The organism is Ructibacterium gallinarum (assembly GCF_014982785.1).
GTDB classification, from domain to species: Bacteria; Bacillota; Clostridia; order Monoglobales; family Monoglobaceae; genus Ructibacterium; species Ructibacterium gallinarum.
Window position 1 is genome coordinate 1 of sequence record NZ_JADCKB010000018.1, and the last position, 19,447, is coordinate 19,447.

11 protein-coding genes are annotated in these 19,447 nt (G+C 38.4%); 8 read left to right on the forward strand and 3 right to left on the reverse strand.

Annotation, left to right across the window (positions count from 1 at the left end):
• The first annotated feature begins 153 nt into the window (after nt 1–153).
• From INF28_RS08835 to INF28_RS08850, 4 genes are all read left to right on the forward strand, one after another.
• Nucleotides 154–567: a PrgI family protein gene (locus INF28_RS08835; RefSeq protein WP_226393107.1), complete on the forward strand. Its 414-nt coding sequence runs from the start codon at nt 154–156 to the stop codon at nt 565–567.
• Nucleotides 485–2,821 (forward strand): VirB4-like conjugal transfer ATPase, CD1110 family, encoded by a 2,337-nt coding sequence (locus tag INF28_RS08840; RefSeq protein WP_226393108.1) that lies wholly within the window; start codon nt 485–487, stop codon nt 2,819–2,821. The genes INF28_RS08835 and INF28_RS08840 overlap by 83 nt, the downstream gene beginning before the upstream one ends.
• A 13-nt stretch (nt 2,822–2,834) precedes the next feature.
• Entirely contained in the window at nt 2,835–3,011 is a 177-nt protein-coding gene (locus INF28_RS08845) for a hypothetical protein (RefSeq protein ID WP_226393109.1), read from the forward strand.
• A 224-nt stretch (nt 3,012–3,235) separates the two neighbouring features.
• On the forward strand, nt 3,236–5,449 hold the full coding sequence (locus INF28_RS08850; RefSeq protein ID WP_226393110.1) for a C40 family peptidase: 2,214 nt from the start codon (nt 3,236–3,238) through the stop codon (nt 5,447–5,449).
• 393 nt (nt 5,450–5,842) lie between these two features.
• Here INF28_RS08850 and INF28_RS08855 read toward each other — a convergent pair whose 3' ends face one another.
• The 3 genes from INF28_RS08855 to INF28_RS08865 form a co-directional block, all read right to left on the reverse strand.
• A complete protein-coding gene (locus INF28_RS08855) occupies nt 5,843–6,796 on the reverse strand; it encodes a Gfo/Idh/MocA family protein (protein ID WP_226393111.1) in 954 nt (317 codons plus the stop codon).
• 506 nt (nt 6,797–7,302) lie between these two features.
• Nucleotides 7,303–8,889, reverse strand: a complete 1,587-nt coding sequence (locus INF28_RS08860; RefSeq protein WP_226393112.1) for a response regulator transcription factor — start codon at nt 8,887–8,889, stop codon at nt 7,303–7,305.
• The gene (locus INF28_RS08865) at nt 8,886–10,640 is read right to left on the reverse strand and encodes a sensor histidine kinase (protein WP_226393113.1); all 1,755 of its coding nucleotides are present in this window, start codon (nt 10,638–10,640) and stop codon (nt 8,886–8,888) included. The genes INF28_RS08860 and INF28_RS08865 overlap by 4 nt, the downstream gene beginning before the upstream one ends.
• 183 nt (nt 10,641–10,823) lie before the next feature.
• On the opposite strand from INF28_RS08865, the gene INF28_RS08870 reads away from it, so the two are divergent.
• The 4 genes from INF28_RS08870 to INF28_RS08885 all read left to right on the forward strand — a co-directional run bounded on the left by INF28_RS08870 (nt 10,824) and on the right by INF28_RS08885 (nt 19,447).
• Nucleotides 10,824–11,912 (forward strand): extracellular solute-binding protein, encoded by a 1,089-nt coding sequence (locus INF28_RS08870; protein WP_226393114.1) that lies wholly within the window; start codon nt 10,824–10,826, stop codon nt 11,910–11,912.
• A 14-nt stretch (nt 11,913–11,926) separates the two neighbouring features.
• Entirely contained in the window at nt 11,927–13,411 is a 1,485-nt protein-coding gene (locus tag INF28_RS08875) for an ABC transporter substrate-binding protein (RefSeq protein ID WP_226393115.1), read from the forward strand.
• Between the two features lie 292 nt (nt 13,412–13,703).
• A complete protein-coding gene (locus INF28_RS08880; RefSeq protein WP_226393116.1) occupies nt 13,704–16,067 on the forward strand; it encodes a hypothetical protein in 2,364 nt (787 codons plus the stop codon).
• 17 nt (nt 16,068–16,084) lie between these two features.
• A complete protein-coding gene (locus tag INF28_RS08885; RefSeq protein ID WP_226393117.1) occupies nt 16,085–19,447 on the forward strand; it encodes an endo-1,4-beta-xylanase in 3,363 nt (1,120 codons plus the stop codon).

Consider the following 19,447-nt stretch of genomic DNA (forward strand, 5'->3'; position numbering starts at 1 on the left):
GGTATAATTTTATCCATGAGATCTTGATCTCCTTTCTCTGATTTTCAGGGAGGTATTCGGGTTTGGGGTAAAACCATTATACCATAAGGAGTTCAAGGTCTCAATTTTCATTTAACTTAACAAAACGGTTTGGAACATAAGGAGGGAAACGTTGTGGAAATACGAATCAACAAAGAAATCAAGGACTATCACGAAAGTCTGTTTTTCGGACTGTCGGTACGGCAGTTTGTGTATTCCGCTCTGGCAGTCGGTGCGGCGGTCGGGATATACTTCGGGCTAAAAGACATTGTCGGCAAGGAAACGGTGTCGTGGCTGTGTATTGCTGCGGCTGCTCCCATTGCCGCTGCCGGATTTTTCAAATACAACGGAATGAACTTGGAAGAATTTATTAAAGCCTTTATTTACAGCGAATTTCTGTGCGCCGGTGTGCGGAAGTTTGAAAGCGAAAACTTTTTATTCAATATGTGCAAGGAGGGGTTAAGCGATGTTGCTGTTCGGAAAAAGAAACCGCATAAAAAAGCAAAAGCGAAAAATACCAAAGACAGTACAGCAGTCAATCCCGATTGATACGCTGTACCGCGACGGAATATTCAGAACAGGCAGGCTGTTTTCAAAGACTTGGAATTTTACGGACATCAACTATGCCGTTGCTTCCGATGAAGATCAGCTGCAAATGTTTCTTGCACATTCTGCGATATTAAACGGGTTGCCCACCGACGCTATGGCGGAAATCACCATCTATAACCGTCAGCTTCACAATCAATACTTTGAGCAGATGACAACACCCAGCGAAGATAAAAACTATTTGAAGTATGCGCACGAGCTAAACGGGATTTTGTGCGATAAAATGGCGGAAAGCAATAACATTGTTCACGAGAAATATATCACCGTCGCAACAGACAAGAAAAATGTTGAAGAAGCCCGCACATTCTTTACCCGTGTCGGCAATGACTTAACCGCCGATTTTGCAAAGGTATCATCAAAGGTGACAGAGCTTGGGTATAAAGACAGGCTTCGTGTGTTTCATGATTTTTTCAAAACAGGGGAAAATGAAGAATTTAACTTTGACTTAAAAAGTGCTATGGCAAGAGGCATAGATTTTAAGGACTGTATCTGCCCCGACAGTTTGGAGTTTAAGAAAGACCATATACGTATCGGTGATAAATTTGCCCGAACGATCTTCTTGAAAGAATATCCGTCCTTTTTAAAGGACAGCATGGTTTCAGAACTGACCGATTTTTCAAGAAGCATGATGCTGTCTATCTCCATTCAGCCGCTCCCCACCGATGAGGCGGTTAAGATTGTTCAGAAAAAGCTGCTTGCCATTGAAACAGATATTACAAAATGGCAGCAGAAACAAAATATGAACAACAACTTTTCTGCCAATATTCCGTATGAAATGGAACAGTTGAGAAAGGAGATCAAAGAATTTTTGGACGACCTCACTACCCGCGACCAGCGAATGATGTTCGTGACCGTGTCACTTCTGCATATTGCGGATACTTTGGAACAGCTCGACAATGATACGGAAACGTTGATGTCCATCGGCAGAAAACATTTGTGTACCTTTGGTGTATTGAAATATCAACAGGAGGATGGTATGAAAACAGTACTGCCCTATGGCTTGCTTGAGATTAAAGCGACAAGAACGCTAACCACCGAAAGCACGGCGGTATTGTCGCCGTATAAAACGCAGGAGATTATTGATAAAAACGGCTTGTATTACGGTATCAATGCCATTTCCCATAACCTTTTGATGTGTAACCGCAAACTGCTGTTAAACGGAAACGGCTTTATTCTCGGCGTGTCCGGTTCGGGTAAATCCTTTGCGGCGAAAATGGAAATCCTGATGGCGGCGCTGTTCTCAAACGACGATATTATTATCGTGGATGCAGAACGGGAATACAGATCCCTTGTGGGAAATTTGAACGGTGCAATTATCAAGCTGTCGGCTGCATCGGAAAACCACATCAATGCGCTTGAGATCAACAACGACATTGATATGGACGAAAGCCCGGTATCAATCAAGTCGGAATTTTTAATTTCGCTGTTTGATCAGCTACTAAAAAGCGGCGATGCGCGCTTGGGAGGCGGGGTTGGCGCAAAAGACAAGTCGATTATTGATCGCTGTGCAATTAAGGTTTACAGTGATTTCCTAAACGGAAAATCCGACTATATGCCCACACTTGCGGATTTCAGAAACGAGCTTTTACAGCAGCCGGAGGACGAAGCGCAAGACCTTGCTCTGTCGCTGGAGATGTTCACCACCGGCTCGCTCAACGCCTTTGCGCATCAAAGCGACGTCAACGTCAACAGCAGAATTGTCTGCTATGATATTTTGGAACTTGGTGAACAGATGAAGTCCATCGGTCTTTTGATTATGCTGGACAACATCTTTAACCGTGTGATGGCAAACAGGAAACGAGGAAAGTATACAAGAGTTTATGTAGATGAAGCGCACTTGTATTTCAAAAATCCATACAGCGCCGACTTCCTGCTCAAATGCTGGAAGCGTTTCAGAAAATACGGAGGACTGTTAACGGGTATTACACAGAATATTTCCGACTGTCTGCTGAACGAAACGGCAAGAGGTATGCTTGCAAACAGCGAATTTCTGCTGCTTTTGAATCAGTCAGCTTCGGACCGGAAGGATTTGTCGGAACTGCTGAGTATATCCGATACGCAGATGAGTTACATTACCAACGCAGGAGCCGGACGGGGACTTATCAAGGTGGGCGGCTCTATCGTTCCTTTTGTGAACGAGTTTCCAACCGATACGGAGCTTTACCGTCTGATGAGCACCAAACCTGGTGAAAACTGATAGGGAGGCTGCCATGAAAAAGAAAAAATATAACCCACAGCTTTGTCCTATATGCAAAAAAGGCAGAGACAGTTATCTGATGGATAACCACAGCCCTTTTTGCCCATATCTGCACTATCATAATGGTAAAACTTGCAGCCGGTTTGAAGAACTAAAGAAAAGTAAATTTAATATAACCATTGATGAATAAAATATAATTTACGCACAAGATGTTCCTCTCTGCCTCTTTAGGTGGAGGGGAACAGTGGAATTTCAAGAATACAAATTCCACTAAATAAAAGAAAAAAATAGAATACATATTTTACAGCGTACAGAGCGTTGACGAACAATCAGTGCTCTTTTTTTTATGTGTAAGGCGAGGTGATACCGTTGAATGAAAAGGATATAAAAACAAAACCACAGAGTTCGCCGAAAATGAAAAACAACCCGAAAACCTCTGAATATGGAAAAAATGCCGCAAGAGATATTAAGGCGGTTGCAAAAGATGTTCTGGTAAAAAATACTGTTCGGCAAAAGGCAGATGAGGTTAAACAGGAAAAGCAGTCAGAGCGAGCCGAGGTACAGGCAACCGAAAGCGTTGAACATTCTGCATATTCTGCTGTAAATACAGTTTATGCAAAGGGTAAGGCTTTTGCTCAAAATAAAATCAAACAGCATTATGAAAACAAAAAAATACAGAGCGTAAGCGAAACAGTAAACGAGACGAAAACGTCGGATAATCTTCTAAAAGAGCGTGTTGTAAAACAGGTGCAGGAGAAAACGCAAAATGCACAGGTTAAGACAAAAGAAAATTATCTGAAAGCACAATTAAATACCACTATGCCCAATTCTGCTCCTGAAATGAAAGTGAAAACAAAGCAGAACGATATACAAACCCATTTTGCGAATACCAAGCCGGCAGATTATGGAAATTCCTCTTTCGGTCAAGCAAATCAAAAAAATCCCCAACAGGCACGTCGGGAATATGTAGAAAATAAATTGAAAACAAAAACGGAATATGAGCGTATGCACGCTGAAAATGCTACAGACATTACGCCGCATACCGAACCTGTCGATACTATCATTCTGCCCAAGGATAAACGGTTGATGCAGATTGAAGCGACACATACAAGCCAAACTGAACTGCTTCCGAAATCGCCGGTCAAGACCAAGGCAAGCTATATGCAATCTTTGCGCAAAGAAAAAGCGGAAAATATAAAAGTACAAAGCAATCAAACCGTACTTTCTTCGCCAAAGGAAAAACCACAGAGCGCTTTGCGCAGTACAGCAAACAAAAATAAAGAGGTCAAGACAAAACAAAGCGTTTCAAAAACCAGCAAAGGTGTGAAAATTGGTAATATCTATCAAACCCCGAAATATGCTCGAAAATCGGCAAATAAAGCAAAAAAAGTAGCCGTGAAAACCCAGAAAGAAGTTACTAAAAAGGCCGCAAAGCAAGCGGCGAAATGCTCAAAAGAAATGGCACAAAGGGCGGCACAGGCAACAAAAGCGGCAACAAGAGCCGCTGTAAGAATAACGGTTAGAACCGCGCAAATGGTAGCCGCAGCGGCAAAAGCAATCATTTCCGCATTGTCTGCGTTCGGCGGCTGGGCGGTACTGCTGATTGTTTTAATTATTATTATCATTGTTGCGGCGATTGCCGCAAGCCCGTTTGGCATTTTCATCTCTGATGAAGCGGCGGACAGCGACAGTATCCCTGTTTCCTCCATTGTGGCAGAGTGTAATCTGGAACTGTCCGCACGACTTGATGAGATTGAGAACGGCGCAATGGCGGACCGTGTTGAAATGGAGGGTGAACAGGCAAACTGGAATGAGGTGCTGGCGATCTTTGCAGTGAAAGTTGCCGGTACAGACGACGGAACCGCCGAGGATGTAGTCGTCATTGATGAAGCGAAAAAGCAAAAGCTGAAAGCGGTCTTTTGGGATATGAACAGCATTGCGTCAAGGACGGAAACTGTTCAAAACGGCGAAACCTCCGAAACAGTCCTTTATATCACCATCTACGCAAAGACAAAGGACGATATGATTGACCAATATGGCTTTACTGCAAAACAGCAGGAAGCGCTTGTTACCCTTTTGGAAAACAGCGACGTATTAGACGGTGCAGTACAAAGCCTTGCCATTTCCGACGCAACCGCCAAAGAGGTTTTGAAAAGTCTGCCAGGCAGTTTAGCCGCAGACAGAAAGGCTGTGATCAAAGCGGCGTGTTCCCTTGTCGGCAAGGTCAATTATTTTTGGGGCGGAAAATCCTCCGCCATCGGCTGGGATAGTGAATGGGGCAAGCTGAAGGTTGTTTCGGCGGCGGGCAGTAAAACCACCGGTACAAAACGTCCGTTTGGCCTTGACTGTTCCGGATTTGTCACCTGGAGCTTTCTTAATGCCGGGAAATCAGCAAACGCTATCGGACATGGTACACAGGGGCAGATTGCAAAATGTACCCGCATTTCTTGGAGCGCGGCACAGCCGGGCGATTTGGCGTTTTTATCTGATTTGTCTCACGTTGGCATTGTTGCCGGCAGAGATAAAAATGGTAACGTTCTTGTGATTCATTGCTCCGGCGGCGCCAACAATGTGGTCATTACTACCAATGCTATTTTTGGCTTTGCCGCAAGACCGAATTGTTATTAATGTAAAAACAGGAAGCAGGCATCAACAGCTTGCTTCCCGTTTTTCGTCATGAGACATTCATAGAGATAATCCATGTAATGTTCAACTCTTTCTTTAAGAGTTTCGAAACATAAGATGGTGTTACGTTTAATAATTTAGCCATATCTTCTAAAGTTATTCATTCAGTCTAATGTTCATCAATATCGCTTAAATCTGTTTTAAGCTTAGATTTAATCTGAGACCGGTATAGTATAGACATAGCCGTGGGGCGACAATATAAGCAGTTCAAGATTATGTCCGCGGTTCCCGGCCATGTCCGCATACCCTGCTCAGTATGCCTGCATCCCCCGTTTCCACAAATACGAGATTCTCTCGATTATCGCCCCTTCTCGCATCTCCTTATCCCAATTCAAATTAAACAATATTTTTATATGCTTTTTCCATCATGCAAGTAAGTCTTTTCGCATCTTGAATGGAACAGCCGGGTTGAATATTATCTGTAAGAAACTGAATGATTGGTGAAGGAAGGCCTTTTTCAAGAGAGACTTTAACAACTTTTCCATTTGTAGATGATGTGCACTTAAAAACGTTTTCTCCTTCCATGCGTACATAGCCGTTTTCGCCACTTACTTCGAGGAAAAGTGGTGATTTAAAAGACACAAATCCGGTTTCGTTAATTGCGATACAACCATTTTCATAGCCCATTAGTGTTACGGCATTGTCTTCAACTTTATCACTGTTTTTTATAAGAGTCTCCTGATTTTCACAGGCAAGCGTAAATATAGAAGTAAATGTATCTGGTATTCCTAAAAGCCAATCGATAAGATACATTCCATGAGCTCCTAAGTCTATCATTGCACCGCCGCCGCACTCGGGTTTGTTATAAAAATGTTTGGGAAGCCAGTTTGCACTGCTGCCGGAATGGCAGTTGCGATATCTTAAAAAATTGATTTTCCCAAGTTCTTTGCTTTCTACAATTTTTTTTATTGTTTGTTGCGGGCCACAATATTTTTGAAAAAAAGATATGACAAATTTTACTCCGGATTGATGGATTGCCTTTTCGATTTGGACACATTCTTTTTCGGTCAATGCAAGAATTTTTTCCGTAAAAATATTTTTTTTTGCATTTGCAATTTTTATGATGTCATTTGTGTGTGTATTGGTTGCCGAACAAACAATTACCCCTTCTGCGTCACTTGATAAAAGATCTTCAAAGGAAGAAAACTCTTTTAAATTAAATTCGCTACAAAATTTTTTTCTTTTTTCAGTATCTACGTCATAAACTCCAATAACCTGTCCATGCTCTAACGCAGATTTTACATAGGATGAAGCATGGACGTGCCATACACCTAATAATGCTGTTTTCATTTGAAATATACCGCCTTTCCGGTTTTAATAATGTGTAAATTTCCGATACTACTTGCCCTTGTTTGAAAAGAACTAGCAAATTTGTGTCTTCTATAATTGACTTTATCCAGTTATATACTTCGGTATCTGCCGGTGAAGCCGATAGAACTGCATAAAAAGTAACGCCGCCTTTATTGGTATTAATTGCAAGTTAATTGTTTTTAAGAGAAAGTCAGGCTTTACTTCCGCAAAGAACGCAGCTACTATTTTCGCTGGACTCTGATGTATTAAGAGCCAGCTTGTTTCAAGAAAAATGGTTGCACCGTTTCCCATTTTTATAAATGCATATGCAGCTTCTTCAATAGGGGTTGTGCTTACCCCGTTATCGCCCCATATATTGCCTGTCTCTGGATGTTCAAGTTTTTTATGTGTTTTTCTTTAAAAATAATCACAAATATATTATATGGAGAGTAAAAGAATTTGTCCGCACACTCCGCTTGCATTATATGTGTTAAGTTTTAGTGTTACTAATCTGTATGATTTTTACGATATTGAGACGGTAAACAGCCAACAACATTGTTGAATAAATTGCTGAAATAACGAGTATCCTCATACCCGACAGCGTGTGCAATTTCATAAATTTTATTATTCGTACCTTGCAATAGTTCCTTTGCCTTTTGAATTCTTACTGAAGTAAGGTAGTCTTTAAAATTAACCCCTGTTTCTTTATAAAAACATGTACTGATATAATTTGGTGAGAGGCCAATAGCCTCTGACAGTATTTCGAGCGTTATGGTGTTTTGATAGTTATCTGAAATGTAGTTTTTTATTTTATATACAAGACTTATATTTTTCTTTTGCAGAATATTCTGAATTTGCTTGGATATATTGAGTGAAAAATAAGTTAATATATCGCACAGGGCAGATATGGAGTGGCAATTATTAATTTTATTCAGAAAATCAAAGTTGATTATTCCAGAAAAAGTTTCTGGACTGGCTTCACAAGCTACTGATGTGGCACTTGTCGCGAAGCTCAAACAATATTGACGTACAGATTGAAGCGATACATTTGAACTCTCAAAAAGAGAAAACAGATCCTTTAAAAGTTCAGAAATTTGCATATCACTTCCATGAGAAAGCAGGATTGAATATTTTTTCTGAATATTTTCGTAGATGTTAAATAAATCATCTGCAAACTCTAAGTCACCGGCATAAATAATTTGTTTATCTTTTTTTGTTAAATCATAAAACATAGTATTTTCAGCTGAAATATTACAACGAGAAATATTGGTAATTCCGTTTAAAACCTTACCAATGGCTATTGTGAAGGGATAAAATGTATTAAACGATAAAAAAGTATGAAGTTTATCGCAAATTTCTAATACAGTAACGGGTGCTTTAGAAAAATCTGAATCAAAACGAAATACCAAGGTTATAATATTATTGTTTAAGAAAGGAATCACTTCTGCATCACAAAATTGTAGAACATTCAGTAATTGCTGAAAAAGCGTATAATAAACAAACTGCTCATTCGATTTGGCAGTATCAGATTTTAGTTTTATAAGTACAACACAAAATTGTCCGTTTGAAAGCGAAGTTCCTAAAAAATCAAAATTTTCGTTTATGTCATGTGTTGAATAAAAAGCAGATACCATATCAAAAAACCACGATTTCAAAAAGAATTTGCATTCTTTCAGATTATTATAAAAAACCTCCATTTGATAATCGGATTGCTTTTCGTTTATTATTGTATCACGCGTTTTTGTGACTAATCCCAAAAGTTCGGATTTTTTTATGGGTTTAAGTATATAATCCGATACTTTTAATTGTAACGCTTTATGTATATACGCAAAAGTATTAAATGCTGTCAAAAAAATAAATTTTGTGCGAGGATAAATTGTAAGCACATTTTCAGCAAGCCATAGTCCGTTTTGATTTGGCATTTCAATATCAGATATTACAATATCCGGATGTAGCTGTTTGATTTTTTCGAGTGCATCTACGCCGTTTTCAGCAGTACCCAGAATATCAATATCGTATTCATCCCATGGCAAAGAGAGAAGTCCATTACGTATAAGTTCTTCATCATCTACAATAAAAAGCGTTATATTCATTGTGTAAAATACCTTTCTTTCAATTTGGCGGTTACATCAATACCGCCTAAATCATTTTCTTTGTAATACAGTCCGCATTCTTCGCTAAAGTATAGTCTAAGACGCTGATTTACATTGTTTATACCATATTTTTCTATAGGTTCGTTTGGAATAAAACCTTTATTAAGAAGTTTATTTATTCTATCAATATCTCCGCCTCTGCCGTTATCACTGACAGTAATATAAATATATCCTTCTTTTCTGAAGCCTGTAATATTTATTATACCTACATATTCAAATTTGTCAAAGCCGTGTACAATGCAGTTTTCAACTAATGGTTGCAGAGTTAATTTGGCAATCTGACATTTGAGTATATTATTGTCAATATCAAATGTAACAATCAGTTTATCTTTAAAACGTATTTTTTGGATTTCGATATAGTATTGGATTTGATTAAGCTCATTTTCAATAGTTGTGAGTTCCATGCCTTTGTTAAGAGAATATCTGAAGAAACTGCCCAAGGCTGTTACAATATGTGATATATCATCACAACCTGATTGCTGTGCCATCCAATTTACGGAATCAAGTGTATTATAAAGAAAGTGAGGGTTAATCTGCGCTTGCAGTGCCTTTAATTCTAATATTTTTTGCTGCTTAAACAAAGTATTAACGTCAGTAATCAGATTGTCCATAGTACTCATCATAACATTGAAAGAAGAATATAGCTTTCCTATCTCATTTGTATAGGGCACTTCGCAACGGAAGGAGGTGTCTTTTTTGAAAAGTTTCATAATGGTACACAAATTATAAATAGGCTTGGTTATTGAATGAGACATTAGCGACATCAATAACAGAGAAAGCAGAATGCTTATAATAGAGATAATTATAATAGTTCTCTCCATATATCGCCCAATAATGTTGAGGATACTTAAGTTAAAAATTCCGACAACGGAAAATTCAGTGTTACGGATAGCGGTTTTGCTCAAAATATAGCGTTGTCCGTTGTATGATTGTATTGTGTTTTGTGTGCTATTGTCCGAAAGGAAATTCACGAGGGTAGTACTGTTTTTGATATCATCGAGATATGATTTATCAAACATACACACTAGCTGCGTATTATTTAGAAGAAGAATATCTCCTGTATTGTGTAGCTGTATCTCGTTAATACTATTAAGGAATGAAGTCAAATCAATTTTAATGGTGGCAACGGCGATAGGGCTCTTAGTGTGAAAATCGCGGATAAGCTGAGATGCTTGAATATATCCGTAAGTGCCGGATGTATGAAAAACCGACCAGAAAGTTTTTCCACCGTATTCTATACTCTTTTGATACCAGACATCATTTTTAACCATTTCGTCGGATACGATGAGGCTGTCTGAATAAATCGAAGGGTATTCTGGACGATCTATTAGATATAGTTTTACTTCGGAAATTTTTTTCTGAAGAATATCTGTTTTGCTAAGCTCGTCATTGAGGATGTTGACGCTATCAAAAACATCAATGTCCCTGTTGGTAATGGTAGAGATGATACTGGAATTAATTTGAATATTAAACAACAGTGTGTCAACGTACTCTGCTTGTGCGTAAATATTGTTGGATGCTAGAACCATAATTTGATTCACCTGATCCATAAGCTGAGAGCGAGAGATAGAGTTGAGCTTAACATATATCGTGATATACGACAGTGAAGTGCAAAACAAAATAACCAGTAGATAGGAGAGAAGGAGTTGCCTCTTAATTGATATATTGTAAAAAAATTTCATTTTTTTCATGGTAAAAACCCTCCAATTACCTAAAGCATAACAAAAAAACAATACTTTTTCAAGAGGCAAATTAAAAATAAGAGATATACAACATAATTTTGTAAGATTACCTCATTATAAAAAATATTTTTCTATGGTATCATATTAACATAAAATGACTATAAGGCTTTGTATACGTAAGGAGGGAGGCATTTGAAAACAATATTAGCTTTGCTCGGAATGGCAATTATAACTTTTTCTTTATCGGGATGTATTTCGAAACAGAAGGTAACAGAGAATGCGAACGTAGAAGTTATCACTATGCTTAAGCCAAAAGGAATGAGCGGAATAGAGCAGATAGTAGACAAATACGAAAAGATGCATAATAACGTAATTATAAAAATAGTCGAAATAACCGATGACACAAACGAAGTTTATAAAACCTACACAGCAACACTGGATAGGAAGGATTCCGACATTGATATTTACCTGATAGATGAAATATGGACAGAGGAATTTGCAAAAAGTGGGTATCTTGAACCACTTGGTTTGGAATTATCGGGGGAAAAGTATGAGCCAAAGGCGATCGAAATGTTTACGTCAGAAGATACTGTATATGCACTTCCGTTCGCCTTTGATATTGGTATTCTGTTTTACAGAAAGGACAGAGTTGACAAAGCACCAATACACTGGGGGGATGTTATAAACGGAAATCCACAGCCGATTTTTACTATGAAGGAGGACGAGGATCTTTTATGTGAAAGTATTGAACTGGGCAGATATTTAAAGGCTGCATATCCGTATTTTGTAGAGCAGGGCAAGGATGGTTGCGATAACTTGAAAAACAGGTTTAAAAAGGGTGATATTAATTATTATAGAGGATGGAGCAAGGAGTATGCCTATTTCGACGATTATGATTTTGAGATTGGAGGTAATGTTGGTGTAATGATCCCCGATATGCCGGTGCTAGGGGGATATGGGTTTGCAATCAGTGGCTTTTCCGAGAATAAGAAAACGGCACGCGACTTTCTGGCATATATGTCTGACAACCGTAATATCAGGGAAATGATGAAAATAGAACGGTATATTCCTGTTCAAAAAGAATTTCTGACGGATAAAATGTTTGTAGACTATAATCCTTGTATGAGGGAAATAGAAAACACGATAAAAAGGGCAGTAATCAGAAACAGTAATGATCAATATATCAAGAAGGCTTGGGCGTTGCAAAAGGAAATTTATACTGCAATTTGCGAGAATAAAGAACCCCCTGAGTTTAAAGAAATATATATAAAAGAAAATTAGAAAGGAAGATTAAAATGAAATTCAAAAAGATTACGTGTTTAATTGCAGCTGCATGTATGTTGTCTGTTGGCTTACAGGGTTGTGGAGGCAATGAAGGAATAAGGGAGGAGGATGTGAGTTCCGTACCAAAGGACATGTATGAAATTAATTGGTACATACAAGGTACTCCGCAAAGTGATACGCCATCAGTGGAAGCAAAAATTAATGAATATCTTGCTGATAAAATCAATGCAACTTTAAAGCTGCATATACTTGATGCAAGCCAATATTCACAGAAACTTGGTGTTATGATAAATGCAGGAGAGTATTTTGATATGGCTTTTTGTGCAAGTTGGATGCTTGATTATAAAGCAAACGCAGCAAACGGTGCGTTTATTGCGTTAGATGATATGCTTCCTAAATATTTACCAGAGACTTCAAAAATGCTTGGTAAAGATTATATAGATGCTGCAAAAGTGAATGGAAGGTTGTATGCATTGCCAGTTAATAAAGAAAAAGCTTCGCAGGCAGGGTGGTTCTATAGGAAAGATATTGCTGAAAAATATAATATTGATATGAGTAGTATAAAAAGTTTTGAGGAGCTTGAACCGTATTTGCTTAAAATTCAGAAAAATGAACCAGATATGAAATATCCGATTGATTGGAAAACAGACAATACTCCTCTTGCTTTTATTCAATATGAGTTGTTGGCTGGTCCTGCGGCGGTAATATACGGAAAATATGATGGTAAGGTGGTAAACTTTTACGAAACTGAAGAATATGAACAAGCTTGCAGAATTTCTAGAAAATTCTTTGAGGATGGATTGATAAAAAAGGACGTTATGACATCAGGAGATTTTAATCAGAGAATTCAAGATGGAAAAACATTTTGTTGCGCATATCCTTTAAAGCCCGGAAAGGCAAAGGAAATGTCAGAAGATTACAAATTTGAAATGGATCAGGCGGAGGTAACTCCGATTATAGAAGATAATCAGGCGGCAACAGGCTCGATGACAGCAGTATCAAGAACATCTAAAAATCCTGTTCGTGTTCTTCGTTTCCTTGAGCTTTTGAATACAGATGAATATTTATATAATCTAGTGGTTTACGGAATAGAGGGTAAACACTACAATATGACCGAGGACGGTTCCGTAGAGTTGATTCCACAGAGTTCATATACTCTTTCCGGGTCAGAATGGATGTTTGGAAACGTATTTTTGGCAAAACTGAAAAAGGGTGAAGAATCTACGAAATTGGAGAATTTGAAGAAGTTTAACCAAGAAGCAGAAAAGCCTTTGTATTATGGATTTAAATTTGATGCTTCAAACGTAGATTTGGAAGCGGCCGCCTGTAAGAATGTAATAAACGAGTATAATCGTCAGGCGGTGTTGGGAGCAATAGACCCTGATACGGTTTTGCCGGAATTCAGAAAGAAACTTAAAGAAGCGGGCGCTGACAAAGTGGTTGAAGAAGCACAGAAACAGTATGATGCGTTTCTTGCTGAGAAAGAGAAAAAATAAGTTTTTACCTTCAAATCTCATACCAAAAATGAAAAACCTTTATTTCTGAAAAGGTCAATGTCGACTGCGGTCAAAAAAATAAAACTTTTGCTATGGTTATACCTCACCTAATTTTCCTGCTGATTATGGATGCATTGGCTGGCGGGTGGGAGAATTTTAAAAATCACATAGGAGATCTGTGCAATTATAAATAAAATTGGAATATAATAAATATTTAACTGATTAGTAGCTAAAACAATGAGCCTGCGGTTAAAAATCGTATTTAATACCGTTTCAGCAATAGGGAGGTAAAATGATGTATAAAAAAATATTTTTGCAACTGATTATTATTTTGTGTATGCACGTATTTCTCTGCTTTTATGTAAGTGCAGAGGAGACATCTGAAATATTACTCGAGGATAATTTTGAAAGCTACGGAGTAGAAGGAAGCGGTGTGGACGAGGACCGGAAAGCAATTAATCCGGTTAAGGCTGAAAACGATGGAAGCTGCTGGTTTAATCTGGAGGCCTCTTCAAAAAGAGGAACTATAATTCGTTCTGAGACAACAGGCAATCATTACCTGTCTCTTTGGAGACAAACAAAACCGGAGGTGATCTTGACAAGCATTGCAAAAGCAGTTGGGCAGGAGCATATCGTGGCGAAAAATAAAGAATATACCTTTGCTGTACGCTTAAATCTTCCAAAACACGAATCATCTCTCGCATCAGAAGGGTGCAGCTATAAGCTGGCATTGTCGGAAGCAGCCGATGCGTCAAACGCATTACCGCTTGTGGTGATTAACTCAGACAAGGACACAGCGACAATTTCTTTGGGAGGGACAGATACCGGCAAGAGGTTGTTACCGGAAAGATGGTATGAGCTTAAAGTGGTTATTGCCTTGGTGAACGGAAAAGCGTATCTTAGCACCTATATCGATTCGGAGCCTTGCGTTGAATATAGAGAAATGAGCCTGTCAGAAAACGAGCTCGAAGTGGTGAGAAAATATCTGACGGTGGAGGCGAATTTGCAAGAAATGCCTGATGAAAGATCCAAAGAAACTATAAGGATTGACGATATTAACTTTAAGGTCGACGAGATTGCTGCGCCGCCGTTGGTTGCAACATTTTCTCCTGCGACCGGAAGTATGGTAACTGACAGCAGTGCGCCGGTATCTGTGGATTTCGGAAGTGAAATAGAAAACGTTACAGAACAGCATGTAACAATTAGTAATGCTGGAAAGATAGAATCTGTTAAAATGAATGAGACTTGTACAGGCTTTGAGGTAAGGTTTGCAGGACTAAAGGAAGGTACTCTTTATAATGTTGGTTTCAGTGTGGCACGTCCGGGAGAGAATATGCAGGATTTTACATATATCTTTACATATACAGGAAACCGTGAACGATATGTTTTCGATTGGTTTGACAGCTATGGAATAGATGGAAGCGGGCTTGACGAAAACGGAAAGGGAATAAATCCTATTAGCGCAACGGAAAGTTATGGCATATGGTATGATAAAGAGGCGGCTTCCAAACGTGGGGCTGTTATATTGCAGAACGAATATAAAATTCCTGAATTGGTATTTTGTTTGCAGTCTCAAAACAAGGTTATACGGACGCAGATGTCATCGCTGTTGAAAAGTGATGCTTCAGCGTTGGGTGTTCCAAATGGTGTTTATGAGTTAAATGCAGGATTTATGATTCCGTATGGATCGGACGCAGTGGGACTTAGAGGAGATTGTTATGCAAAGGTAGGTCTTGGCAATGAGAGTACAGTAAATAATTTGTTCTGTATTGATTATGCAGACGGGAAAAATCGTATAAGCTTCCTTGGCAGCGAAAAAACAGCGGATTTAAACGAAAATCGAGCATACTATGTTAAAATAATAATTTATCCCGAAAATGGGAAGTATACAGCAGATGCATTTGTTGCGAACGAGTTTAACGAAACCGTACAGGTGTTAAATCGTGAGCCTGTTCAAATAAATGAGCTGGCACAAATGAAACGCTTAATGATAGATGTAAACGGTTATGACAGCGAGAAATTCGCTAAGTTGTTTATCCTGAAAGGGATTGATTTTCAATGCTGCTTTACTCCAAAGCTTCTTTGGTGTGATGCGAGCGGAAAAACGTTGACAATGGATAACAATACTATTATAGCTGAATTTGATACTCCTGCTCCCGAAGAATTAAATTGCTATTCAATTGATAATGGAGCACAGGTAGTTAAGGCGGAACGTTTAAATGAAAATAAAATTAAGCTGACAATAGAGGGCTTAAAGAATTCGGAAAGGTATGTGTTATCTTTCCCTGGGGTAAAGAATGACGATGGTTATAGCTGTCTTAATAGTGTAATGTTTGAAGTTGAAAATAAAATAGAAGTAACGGACATCACGCTTGGGAACAGTATGCTTGTATCAGGAGAAAACAAATTCAGCGTTAAGCTTAAAAACACTACAGATGAACAGCTTACAGCCGTATTGGTATTGCTTGTATGTTATGGTAAGGATAGTGAGTATGAAATTGAACAGATAGTGACCCGGAAAAAAGAAAGTGTATCAGGGGATGATAGCATCCATGCTTCTTTTGAGCTGGAAACTGCCGAGAATAGATTTATAAAAGCCTTTTTACTTGATAATATAACTGATATGCGACCGATTTATGGAGAGATAAGATATTAAAACAGGAGTAAGAGATTATGAAAAGAGCAATAATAGCGATACTATATGTAATTATTATAATGACAACTGTTACTGTGTATGCGACTGTTACTGCTTCAGGCTTCATAAGCATATGCGAAGAACAATGTGAACTTAAAACATCTCCTGTTACATCAAATGATATAACTTATTATCCTATAGGCGAGATTGCAGAAAAACTGGGGATGTCAGTAGCAAAAAGCGACTCCGGAATAGTTATTTCGGTTAATAACCATTATGCTGAGTTTGTACCGCAAAGCGAATCGGCGGTGATGGATATGGTGTCTATACCTGCAAAGAGTTTGTATCGCATAAATAATGATCTCCTGGTTGAAGAAGGATTTTTTATAAACTATATGAAGTATATGGGTGCAGAGTGTTTTAAGGAAACAGTACTTACGTTTTCATCAGTTCCGGGAATTGAAGATACGGGGAAAATGGAAAGCGAGGATATATTTTACGGAAAGCTGAACAAAACAGGAACACTTATTGAGAGCGAGCAGCTTTTTACCGCAACAAAAATCGGAGGCAGCAATCTGCAGACGGAGGTTGTTGAGTTAAAAGAAAATGAGGTAGAGGACTGTACCGAGGCATTAAAAATAACAACAATTTCAGAACCTACAGCGGTTTATGATTATCAGCTTAAAATGTATCCGCAGCGGGATTTGCAAAGTGGTCATTTTGCTTTATTGTCATATTGGGCAAAGGCAATTGACATTTCAGATGAGTCCGGGTATGCATATGCCGGGCCGTGTTACGAACAAAATTATGGCGAATACAAGAAAGCCGGCTCAGCAAACCATGAAATTGAAATGAGTGGAAACTGGAAAAAGTACTATATGCTTATATCTGCGAATGATGAGGATTACTTGAAAAATACCTCGCGATTTAATATGCGATTTGGATACAAGCCGCAAACTATTTTAATAGCGGGATTAAAGGTTGAACTTCTGGAGGAAGGATATACAAAGGAAGATGTTACATATGCTTATACAGAAAATCCTACATACGAGGGCAGAGAGGAAGGCGCTTTGTGGCGTGATGAGGCATTAAAACGCATAGAAAAGAACAGAAAAACCAGCATAACAGTCAATGTAAGCGATGAAAACGGAAACCCCATTAAAGATGCAGAAGTCAAAGCGGAAATGATAAAAAATGACTTTATATTTGGGACAGCGGTACATAATAATCTTCTTCAGTCATCAGTAATCGATGGTGCAAGTGATAATGCAAAACTTTATGCGGAAAATGTGCTGAAACATTTTAATACCGTTGTTTATGATACGGCAGGAAAATGGCCGACAATTGAAAGTGACCGCGCGCGGTATGCAACAGGAATTTATAACTGGTCAGAAGAAAACAATATTAACGTGAGAGGTCATGCACTTTTCTGGGACAATTTAAAGTATTATTCGGAATCATTTAAGCAGGCGTGGGATTTTATGACAGACGATGAACGATATTGGCGGGTTCAGGAACACATTAATGAAAATATGACCTATTTTGGAAACAACATAAAACAATGGGATTTGCTAAACGAGCCACTGGCAAATAGAAATTTGATTAATAGGATAGGTGTTGAAAAAACGGCCGATTTGTTTAAAATAGCAAAGAAAATAGCTCCTAATGTTTCGTTTTATGTTAATGAAACAGGCATAAATGGTAATCATGCAAATTGGTTACAGACACGAAAACTTGCCAGCTTTGTAAAAAAACTTAACGATAGCGGAGCTCAGGTAGATGGTATTGGAATACAGGCACACTGCGGAACGGTGCTGCGGTACCCACAGGAATTTTATAATCAACTTGATTATCTTGCTACAGAAAGTAGTGTTCACGAAATTGCCGTAACAGAATATGATTTTACGGTAGATGATGAAGAATTGGCGGCTGATAATCTACGGGATATGCTTATTGCTACATACAGTCATCCAAAAGCAACGGGATTCTTGACTTGGGGTTTTTGGGATAGTCAACATTGGAAAAACAACGCACCGTTTTTTTACAGTAACTGGATGCCTAAGCAGGCACTGTCCGTATGGGACAATTATGTGAATGGTGAGTGGAAAACTTCTGTATCAGGGAAAAGTGATACGATGGGTGTGTTTAGTTTCAAAGGACATAAAGGTGAATATAGTTTGACAATAAAATATGGGGATTCTGAAGCAAATGCAGTGTTTAATACTGATAAGTTGGGAATTATTAATGTAAAAATTGGAGATGAAATTACAATCATTCCGGACAGTATCCCGAATATTAAAAACATGCTTAATTCAGAGGATTATCTCAAATATCGTTCTGATTATATGCTGCAAGATAACGGAGAAATTGAAGGTACAGGTATAAAAATTCCTGCGTATCAACAGCCTGAGGAATATGACAGTAGTATTATAAAAGGAAATAATGAAGGCTTTACGCATGTTAATATATATGACGATTTCAGTGATTATGGAACAGACGGAAAGGATGAGAATGGGACATATATAAATCCGGTAACAAACTCAAATGTTTATGGTAATTGGTATGGCGCACAAGCATACGATAAGCGCGGCACGGTGATTAACAATGTTGACGGTAGATATTGCCTGAGCTTTTATAGACAGAAAAACCCCGAGGTGTTTAAGAGCTGTTTAAGCCAGATTTTAAAGCCCAACGGATTTCCAATTGATACGAAAAGTGAAGCATATGAATTCAATATGAGTTTTCAAGTTCCTTATGAAGAAAAGGCGATAGGCTTGCGTTATGGCAGATATGTACAAATAGCATTGTCAAGAACTGCCGATGGTATGGGAGAGCAGTCTATTGTTTCCGTAGTTTCTAACAGCGCAGATGCAACATCGCCTATATTGAGATACGGAATTAATGGGCAGGAATTGCTTAAAGAAAATACATGGTATACACTGTCGCTCAGCATGATTCCAAATGGAACAGGAGAAATGATTGTTTCGGGAACTTTAAATAATTCTAATGAAACTATATTCCTGCCGGAACAGACGGTATATTATGGAAATGATTTGCGGTTCCTTAGGATGATTGTAAATTCATATGCGAGTGAAGAATATACACGTAGAACTTTTGATTTGGGTAGCATAGAATTTGAAAAAATAGAGATTACACCATTGATATGTTTTGACGGACAGACGGCTATTTTCAATGGAAGCAAAGGGCAATGGCAATGTGCTGCAGTTTATGAAAAGGGTACAGATAAGCTTATTGAAGCAAGAATAAAAATGGTTGAGGTGGATGATGTTGCGGATACAGTAACTGTTACAACAGCATTAGATGATAATGTATATGCGCGGGCATTTTTATGGGAAGAAAATATGAAGCCGATTGCTTTTGCCGAATGGAAGAAGGAGTGA

What these genes read in the sequence shown, in the direction of transcription:
- INF28_RS08845 (WP_226393109.1), top strand. Translation starts at nt 2,835, where the DNA reads ATGAAAAAGAAAAAATATAACCCACAGCTTTGTCCTATATGCAAAAAA.
- INF28_RS08840 (WP_226393108.1), top strand. Translation starts at nt 485, where the DNA reads ATGTTGCTGTTCGGAAAAAGAAACCGCATAAAAAAGCAAAAGCGAAAA.
- INF28_RS08885 (WP_226393117.1), top strand. Translation starts at nt 16,085, where the DNA reads ATGAAAAGAGCAATAATAGCGATACTATATGTAATTATTATAATGACA.
- INF28_RS08860 (WP_226393112.1), bottom strand. Translation starts at nt 8,889, where the DNA reads ATGAATATAACGCTTTTTATTGTAGATGATGAAGAACTTATACGTAAT.
- INF28_RS08880 (WP_226393116.1), top strand. Translation starts at nt 13,704, where the DNA reads ATGATGTATAAAAAAATATTTTTGCAACTGATTATTATTTTGTGTATG.
- INF28_RS08865 (WP_226393113.1), bottom strand. Translation starts at nt 10,640, where the DNA reads ATGAAAAAAATGAAATTTTTTTACAATATATCAATTAAGAGGCAACTC.
- INF28_RS08850 (WP_226393110.1), top strand. Translation starts at nt 3,236, where the DNA reads ATGAAAAACAACCCGAAAACCTCTGAATATGGAAAAAATGCCGCAAGA.
- INF28_RS08875 (WP_226393115.1), top strand. Translation starts at nt 11,927, where the DNA reads ATGAAATTCAAAAAGATTACGTGTTTAATTGCAGCTGCATGTATGTTG.
- INF28_RS08855 (WP_226393111.1), bottom strand. Translation starts at nt 6,796, where the DNA reads ATGAAAACAGCATTATTAGGTGTATGGCACGTCCATGCTTCATCCTAT.